Source organism: bacterium, from assembly GCA_035529855.1.
Lineage (GTDB): Bacteria > RBG-13-66-14 > B26-G2 > WVWN01 > WVWN01 > WVWN01.
Genome location: DATKVX010000103.1, coordinates 1 through 7,885, shown reverse-complemented (window position 1 = coordinate 7,885; position 7,885 = coordinate 1). Strand labels below are relative to the sequence as shown.

7 protein-coding genes and 1 tRNA gene are annotated in these 7,885 nt (G+C 64.7%); 4 read left to right on the top strand and 4 right to left on the bottom strand.

The features are described from left to right. Positions 1-236 precede the first annotated feature (236 nt). Both VMX79_10775 and VMX79_10770 read left to right on the top strand, forming a co-directional pair. Complete coding sequence (locus VMX79_10775) at positions 237-557, top strand: MGMT family protein (GenBank protein ID HUV87580.1); 321 nt, start codon at positions 237-239, stop codon at positions 555-557. A gap of 36 nt (positions 558-593) precedes the next feature. Next, positions 594-666, top strand: a tRNA-Lys gene (locus VMX79_10770). A gap of 86 nt (positions 667-752) precedes the next feature. On the opposite strand, the gene VMX79_10765 is transcribed toward VMX79_10770, so the two are convergent. Both VMX79_10765 and VMX79_10760 read right to left on the bottom strand, forming a co-directional pair. Continuing rightward, positions 753-959, bottom strand: coding sequence for a cold shock domain-containing protein (locus VMX79_10765; GenBank protein HUV87579.1), 207 nt, complete (start codon positions 957-959; stop codon positions 753-755). Between the two features lie 384 nt (positions 960-1,343). After that, positions 1,344-1,550: a cold shock domain-containing protein gene (locus tag VMX79_10760; GenBank protein HUV87578.1), complete on the bottom strand. Its 207-nt coding sequence runs from the start codon at positions 1,548-1,550 to the stop codon at positions 1,344-1,346. Positions 1,551-1,904: 354 nt separating this feature from the next. On the opposite strand from VMX79_10760, the gene VMX79_10755 reads away from it, so the two are divergent. Continuing rightward, positions 1,905-2,513 (top strand): Maf family protein, encoded by a 609-nt coding sequence (locus tag VMX79_10755; protein HUV87577.1) that lies wholly within the window; start codon positions 1,905-1,907, stop codon positions 2,511-2,513. Next, on the top strand, positions 2,510-4,867 hold the full coding sequence (gene recG / locus VMX79_10750; protein ID HUV87576.1) for an ATP-dependent DNA helicase RecG: 2,358 nt from the start codon (positions 2,510-2,512) through the stop codon (positions 4,865-4,867). The genes VMX79_10755 and recG overlap by 4 nt, the downstream gene beginning before the upstream one ends. Before the next feature lie 41 nt (positions 4,868-4,908). Here the strand turns inward: recG and VMX79_10745 are convergent, their stop codons facing one another. Further along, on the bottom strand, positions 4,909-5,862 hold the full coding sequence (locus tag VMX79_10745; protein HUV87575.1) for a 6-bladed beta-propeller: 954 nt from the start codon (positions 5,860-5,862) through the stop codon (positions 4,909-4,911). A gap of 660 nt (positions 5,863-6,522) precedes the next feature. Continuing rightward, positions 6,523-7,482, bottom strand: a complete 960-nt coding sequence (locus VMX79_10740) for a 6-bladed beta-propeller (GenBank protein HUV87574.1) — start codon at positions 7,480-7,482, stop codon at positions 6,523-6,525. Between the last annotated feature and the right edge of the window lie 403 nt (positions 7,483-7,885).

Here is a 7,885-nt window from a genome sequence, read left to right as displayed (position 1 = left end):
AGATGAAGAAGACGCTGCCCGGGCTGGCGAACTTCTCGATGGCCGGGCAATGGGTGATGCCGGGCGGGGGGCTGCCGCCGGCGGTGCTCGCGGGCCGGCAGGTCATCCAACTTATATGCCACGGCGAAGGCCGCGAGTTCGCGGCGACGGAGGCGTAGCGACCGGGAGCTACCGGAGGCCGACGTCGTCTTCGAGCATGAAGGGAAGAGCAAGGGCGGCGGGGAAATGAAGGTAAAATGAGCGAGAAGACGTTTACGCAACGACTGGTCGAGGTCATAAAGAGCATACCGCGCGGCAACGTAGCGACGTACGGCCGGCTCGCGGCGATGGCGGGCAACCCGCGCGGCGCGCGCCAGGTGGTGCGGGTGTTGGCCTCGCTCTCCGCCAAGGAGGGCCTTCCCTGGCACCGCGTCATCAACGCCAGGGGCACGATATCGCTCACCGGCGCCGGCTTCGACGAGCAGAAGGCGCTGCTCGAGGCGGAGGGCGTAGCGGTCGACGGCCGCGGCGCGATAGACCTGAACGCCTATAAGTGGCGGCCCGACGTTTCCCCTTGATTTCGGCCGGGGGGATTTGCTATTATTTTCGCACACGGGCCATTAGCTCAATTGGCAGAGCAACTGACTCTTAATCAGTAGGTTACAGGTTCGATTCCTGTATGGCCCTTAAAAAGGCGCCCCCTCGAGCGGGGGCGCCGATTTTATTGCAAAAAAACCCCGCCCTTAAGGGGCGGGGTTTCGTCTGTTAGGCCGTTACGGTACTAGGGTAACGTTTTCGGCCTGCGGTCCTTTTTCGCCTTGTACGACCTCGAACTCGACTTCCTGGCCTTCCTTGAGGGTCCTGAAACCCTCGCCTACGATGGCCGTGAAATGGACGAAGACGTCTTCGCCTTCTTCCCGCTCGATGAAGCCGTAACCCTTGGCGTCACTGAACCACTTAATCTTGCCTTTTTCGGGCATAAGCAACGCGAACTCCCGGTACTACCCCGCCGCCCGGGCGGCCTGCGGGCCCGCTTGCGCCGGCCCGCCTGCGCCTACATTACTTCCGTCTTTCGCCTAAAGAGCCGCCCGCGCAGAAAAACGCGGAAGCAGCCGGGTCGTGCGGCTGGTGTTATACCGAGGTTCTCGACGCACACCTCCTCTGAAATAAAAGTGCGAGCACTCTTTATGCATACATTATAATAGATAAACGGTCAAAAGTCAATAACAATGACGCATTTTATCTCGGCGAGGCCGCGGCCCGATTTAGGTTCGCCCGCAAGACGCGCGCCCGCGCCGAGCCGTTTTTATATAAAAAAAAGCCCCGCCCACTCGGAGAGGACGGGGCCTTCGCGCTTTAGGCCGTCACGCTACCAAGGTAACGTTCTCGGCCTGTGGTCCCTTCGCGCCCTGTACGACTTCGAACTCAACCTCTTGCCCTTCCGCGAGGGTCTTGAACCCCTCCGTCTGGATCGAGGAGTAGTGCACGAAGACGTCGTCGCCCTCGTCGCGCTCGATGAAGCCGTACCCTTTGGCCTCGCTGAACCACTTAATCTTGCCTTTTTCGGGCATGCACTTGCGCCAACCTGATACTCCCCGCTCCCGGACGTATGACGGGCGTTTCGACCTTCGCCCGCTTGCGCTTACCAGCACCACGCCAAAGCCCTCACAACTTCGCGGCCCCGCCGTCGCGGCTGGGGAAAGAGCCGGGCCGGGTGCTCAGGGAAATACCGAGGTTCTTAGCTCCGACCTCCTTGGACCTTTGAAAAATTAGTGCCGTTCGTTGACGCGCCATTTTAATAGAAGAAGGTGTCTAAGTCAAGTCCTTACGTCAGGATTACGCGCGCGCCGCCCGCTCGAGCGGTCCCCCCTTTTTTATAACCTTGCCAAAGCGTTCGGGCCTGTTTATAATACCCGACGACCGTTATGACTTCCGAAGCGAAAAACGCCGGCGCCCCTCCTCTCCTGCTGGCCTCCACGTCGCCGCGGCGGCGCTTCCTCCTGCGCGAGGCCGGCATAGCGTTCGACGTCGTCGCGCCCCGCGACGTGGCCGAGGACTTCCCGCCGGGCGAGCCGCCCGCCGACCTCGTCGTCCGCCACGCGCTGACCAAGGCGCGCTCGGTGGCGGCGGCCAACCGGGGCCGGCTGGTCCTGGGCGCCGACACCGTCGTCGTCCTCGGCGAGCGCGTCTTCGGCAAACCCGCCGACGAGGAGGGAGCCCGGGCGATGCTGGCCCAACTCGCCGGCCGAACCCACACCGTGTACACCGGCCTGGCCCTGGTCGACGGCTCGAGCGGCCGCGAGGTGACCGCGGCCGAGGCCACCGGCGTCACGATGAGGCCGCTGGAGGACGAGGAGATAAAGTACTACGTCGCCACCGGCGAGCCGTTGGACAAGGCCGGCGCGTACGCGGTGCAGGGGCGGGGCGCGTTGCTGGTGGAGCGCGTGGACGGCGACTACTTCAACGTCGTCGGCCTGCCGCTCTACCGCCTCTCGAAGATGCTCTCCGCCTTCGGCTACGACGTGTTCCGGTGAGCGAAAAAGCCGCACAGATAATCGCGAAGATGCGACGGCCGACCGCGCTGGCGGTCGCCTTCGACTATTACGGCCTGGAGAAGCTGCGCGGCGTCGAGCGTCGGATGCGGGAGTGGGCGGCGGAGGGGCGGACGGCGGCGGCTCGCGACGAGCGCGTGCGGCGGCTGTTCGAACAGCTCGCCTCGCTCTTCCCCGACGAACGCTCCGACCTCCTGGCGGAGCGCCTCGAGCGCGCGTCGCGCCTCCTCGACGAGGTAGAGCGGCCGCCCAAGCCCCCGGTCGCCCGCAAGAAAGGCCTCGACGGCGACACCAACGTCCAGTACCTCAAGGGCGTGGGGCCCGCGCGGGCGCGGGCGCTGGCCAACCTGGGCGTCACCACCGCCCGCGAGCTGCTGTACCTCTTCCCGCGCGACTACGTCAACCGCTCGCGCGCCACGCCGCTGGGCGACGTCCGCGTCGACGACGACGTCACCGTCGAGGGGACGGTGGGCGAAATTGTGCTGGAGCGCAAACGCCGCGGCCGGACGCTGGTTACGGCGCTGTTGTCCGACGACACCGGCGACATCCTGCTGAAGTGGTTCAACGCGCCGTACGTGGCGGACAAGGTCCAGGCCGGCGACCGCGTCGTCGCGAGCGGCAAGCTGAAATTCTACCAGGCGCCGGAGCTGGTGAACCCGGATTTCGACGTCATAGGCCGCGGCGCCGACGTCGAATCCTTCGGCGGCATCATCCCGGTTTACCCGTTGTCGGCGGGGCTGACGCAGCGCGCCCTCCGGCGGGCCACGCGCCAGGCGCTGGACGGCCTGGCCGACGACCTTCCCGAGCCGCTGCCACCGGCGGTACTGGCCCGCACCTCGTTCCCGCCGCTGGGCGAGGCGCTGCGCCAGGTCCACTACCCCGACGGCATGGACGAGCAGCGGCGCGCGCGCCGGCGCCTGAGCTTCGAATACCTGTACCTGATGGAGCTGGGCCTACTGCTCAAGAAGCGGCAGGGCCTCGCCCAGCAGGGCGTCCGCGTGAAGGGCGACGGCTCGCTCCGCGGCCGCCTGCGGCTCCCCTTCGAGCTCACCGGCGCGCAGCGCAAGGCGCTCGCCGCCATCGACGACGACCTAGAGGCCGGCTGGCCCATGCGGCGGCTGCTGCAGGGCGACGTCGGCTCGGGCAAGACGGTGGTGGCGCTGGAGGCGATGCTGGCGGCGGCGGAGGCGGGCTTCCAGGCCGCGCTCATGGCGCCCACCGAAATTCTGGCTCGGCAGCACTGGCTAACCGCGACGGCCTTTCTGGCGCCCGCCGGCATCGCGTGCGAGCTGCTCGCCGCCACGACGCCGGCGGCGGACCGCGAGCGCATCCTGGGCGGCCTGGCCGACGGGACGCTGCAACTCGTCGTGGGGACCCACGCGCTACTCGAGCCGGACGTCGAATTCAAGAGCTTCGGCCTCGCCGTAGTGGACGAGCAGCACCGCTTCGGCGTCGACCAGCGCCAGCGCCTCGCCGCCAAGGGTGCAAACCCCAACGTCCTCGTGATGACGGCCACGCCCATTCCGCGGACGCTCGCGCTGTGCGTCTACGGCGACCTCGAGCTAACCGTGATCGACGAGATGCCGGCCGGGAGGCCGGGCACGACGACGACGGTACTGGCCGAGGACCGGCGCGACGACGCGTTCGAGCTGCTGGGCCGGGAAGTGGCCGCCGGCCGCCAGGGCTTCGTCGTCTATCCGGTCATTGAAGAGTCGGAGACGAACGCCCTCAAGGCCGCGACGGCGATGGCCGAGAAGCTGTCGGCGGAGGTGTTCCTGGATTACCGGATAGGGCTGGTCCACGGCCGCCTGCCGGCCGACGAGCGCGAGGCGACGATGGCGGCGTTCCGGCGGGGCGACGCCGATATATTGGTGGCGACGACGGTGGTGGAGGTGGGCTTGGACGTGCCGAACGCGACGGTTATGGTGGTCGAGCACGCGGACCGCTACGGCCTGTCGCAGCTCCACCAGCTCCGCGGCCGCGTGGGCCGGGGCGAGCACCCGGCGTACTTCTTCGCCGTCAAGCCGGGGAAGGTTACGGCGGAGGCGCGGGCGCGGCTCGAGACGCTGGCGCATACGGCGGACGGCTTCGAGATCGCGGAGGCGGACCTGGCCATCCGGGGCCCGGGCGAGCTGTTGGGCACCAGGCAGCACGGCCTGCCCGACTTCGCTTTACAGGCCCTGATTCACGACCGCGGTTTATTCGAGCTGGCGCGCGAGCTGGCGGCGGCGACGCTGGACGAGGACGAGCGGCTCGCGAAGGCCGAACACGCGCCGCTGCGCGAGCGCATCCGCGCCGACTTCGGCCGGCGGCTGCAGCTGGCGGGGGCGATATAAAAAGGCGGCCCAACGGCCGCCTTTTCTTTTCGATAAAATTCCTACTTAAACACCGCCTTCACGCGGCCGAGGGAGACCGGCTCCAAGTCAACGTTAACCCACTTGAAGTACTGGACGCGGCATAGAAACATCGAGACGACGTATATCCTGTCGCCGCCCGGCGCCACGGCGATATCCCACGGATACATGAATTGGCCGTTGCCGGTGCCGCGCGTACCCCACTTGCCGAGGAACGAGCCCGTCGGCGTGAAATACTGGACGCGGTGGTTATAAGTATCGGCTACGTAGACGTAACCTCTCGAGTCTATGCCGACGCCGCCGGGGAAATAGAACTCGCCGTCGCGCGAGCCTCCCCCACCCCACTTGCCGAGGAACGAACCGTTCGCGGTGAAGTACTGGACGCGGTTATTGACCGTGTCGACGACGTAAATGTTGCCGTTGGCGGTTACGGCGACGTTGTGGGGATTAGTAAACTCGCCGTCGCCCGAACCCATAGAACCCCACTTGCCCCGGAAGGAACCCAGCGCCGTGAAGTACTGGACGCGGTGGTTAAGGTTGTCAACGACGTAGACGTCGTCCCCGACCGCTAAGACTCCCCACGGGCGCCTGAATTCCCCGTCGCCGTATCCGCGAGAACCCCACATACCCAGCAAAGACCCCGCCGCCGTGAAGCATCCCACGCGGTCGTGGTAGGTATCGGCGACGTATACGTAGCCATTCCGGGATACGCCGATCCCGGAGGGTCGGTCCAACCCGCCGCTACCTTCCGCACCCCACTTACCGACAAAAGAACCGGTGGGCGTAAAATATTGTACCCGATTATTCCCCGTATCGGCGACGTACACCCTGCCGCGCGGGGCCGCCGAAATACCGTACGGCGCTTTGAACTCGCCGTTGCCCGAACCTCCCGAGCCCCACCGGCCTTCGTAGACCCAGTCCGCGTACGCGCCGGCGGCCGCGAGCACTACGGCTACGATAATTAATCCTCTCTTCATTATATAACCTCCTCTTGCCCGGTCGGCGTGGCAGGAAATCGCGCCGCTAATTTACGTAAAGAAACCCGCGGCGGCCCCAAGGCTGCCCCGGGTACGACTCGCCCGCCGCCCGTCCCGGGCGACGAAGCGCGCGACTCCTCTTTCTTCCTTAATTACCGCCTTCCCGACCACACGCCATTCCCCTCTAAATCAGGGCGGTTAAAACTTTCTCCTTTCATTATAAAATACGTGCGATATCCGTCAAGTAGAATTACGACGTCTTAAATACGCCTACGGCTTTCGGAACGGCGGCCCGCTCGAGGCGCCGCGACGAAAAGGGTCGACTTCGGCCGCCGGCTGCAACTCGCCGGCACGGTTTAATCCCCGAAATATAAATATGAAAAGGGCCTACCCGAAGGTCGGCCCCTACATATGCCGAGGCCTCGGCGTTCACGCCGGGGTACCTCACGGCCCCCCGCCTACAACGCCGCGTTTACGCGGCGGCCCCGCCGTTAACCAAACGACGGGATAAGGCGTCGGTTGGTAACAACCGATGCCACGGAGGATGCCGGTCGCCCCTACGCAACGCCGCGTACCCGACGACGCGCCGGCGACAAGGGGCTTAAGCCCCTTGTTTACCTAAACAACGCCTTCACGCGGCCGAGGGAGGCGGGCGCCGGCCTAGTCCCTCCTTTTGAAATACTGGATGCGGTCGTTTCCGGCGTCGACTACGTAGAAGCGCTTACAGTCGTTGGACATATCTACGCTTTCAGGGTATTGGAATTCCCCGTTGCCGGAGCCCCACGAGCCCCACTTGCCGAGGAACGAGCCGGTGGAGGTGAAGTATTGGACGCGGTTTTCGTCGTCATCGGCGACGTAGACGATACTGTTCGGGCCGAGGCCGCCGACGACGTCTATAGGCTTGCCGAATTGGCCGTCGCCCGTACCGGGCGAGCCCCATTTACCCAGGAAGGAACCGGTTGCGGTGAAGTATTGGACGCGGGAGTTGTTATAGTCCGGGACGTAAACGTTGCCGTTAGGGGCTACGTCGAGGCCGAAGATGACGTCGAACTGGCCGTTGCCCGACCCCTCCGACCCCCACTTGCCGAGCAAGCTCCCCGTCGAAGTGAAATACAGTACCTGGTTGTCACCCGCGTCGCCAACGTACACGTTGCCGTTTGCGGCAACGGCGACGGCGGAGGGTAAATTGAACTGGACCGGCCCCGAGCCGGGCGAACCCCACTTGCCGAGGAAGCTCCCCGTCGAGGTGAAGTACTGGACGCGGTGATTCCCCTCTTCGGCTACGTAGACGTTACCGTTGAACGCTATTGCGACGGCTTCCGGTCCTATGAATTGGCCGTTACCGGACCCGCGCGACCCCCACTTGCCGAGGAACGAGCCGGTGGGGGTGAAGTATTGCACGCGGTTGCTGAAGTCATCGACGACGTAAACGTTCCCCTCCCGGGCGACCGCGACGCCTGTGGGGGCCACGAATTCGCCGTTCCCTTCACCCACGGTGCCCCACTGGCCCTCGTAGACCCATGCCGACTCGGCCTTGGGGGGCTCCGTCGGCGATTCTTCACACGCCGCGAGTAATACGACGCCACACAAAGCGCCCATTATACCGATTAGCCTTTTCATTTCGCTCTCCTTCCGCCATAAACTTATGGCATTAAACCTAACAATAATATACCCAAGCGGGGTACGAGACCCTACTTGGGCGTTGGTTACTAAGACGGACCCGCGGCCGCGTCGACGACCGCCGAAAACATCGATACCACAAGAACGTAGCGCTCGATCTTACCCTCCGCGCTTGAGAGCGGCGAACCGCCGCGCTCGTTTAATTCCTAGTTATAATTTAATTTATACCGTACCCAATTGTCAATAAAAAAAGGTCGCGCCCTGCGCCGGTTTTGAATAAAACGGGCCGACCTGAAGGTCGGCCTCTACGTATATGCCGGGACAGAGAGCAGTACCGGCGGTTCCCGCCCGTTAGCGCAGATGCCGGCGAAGCCGCCCGAGACCTCGGCGTTCACGCCGGGGT

What these genes read in the sequence shown, in the direction of transcription:
- VMX79_10775 (HUV87580.1), top strand. Translation starts at nt 237, where the DNA reads ATGAGCGAGAAGACGTTTACGCAACGACTGGTCGAGGTCATAAAGAGC.
- VMX79_10765 (HUV87579.1), bottom strand. Translation starts at nt 959, where the DNA reads ATGCCCGAAAAAGGCAAGATTAAGTGGTTCAGTGACGCCAAGGGTTAC.
- VMX79_10760 (HUV87578.1), bottom strand. Translation starts at nt 1,550, where the DNA reads ATGCCCGAAAAAGGCAAGATTAAGTGGTTCAGCGAGGCCAAAGGGTAC.
- VMX79_10755 (HUV87577.1), top strand. Translation starts at nt 1,905, where the DNA reads ATGACTTCCGAAGCGAAAAACGCCGGCGCCCCTCCTCTCCTGCTGGCC.
- VMX79_10745 (HUV87575.1), bottom strand. Translation starts at nt 5,862, where the DNA reads ATGAAGAGAGGATTAATTATCGTAGCCGTAGTGCTCGCGGCCGCCGGC.
- VMX79_10740 (HUV87574.1), bottom strand. Translation starts at nt 7,482, where the DNA reads ATGAAAAGGCTAATCGGTATAATGGGCGCTTTGTGTGGCGTCGTATTA.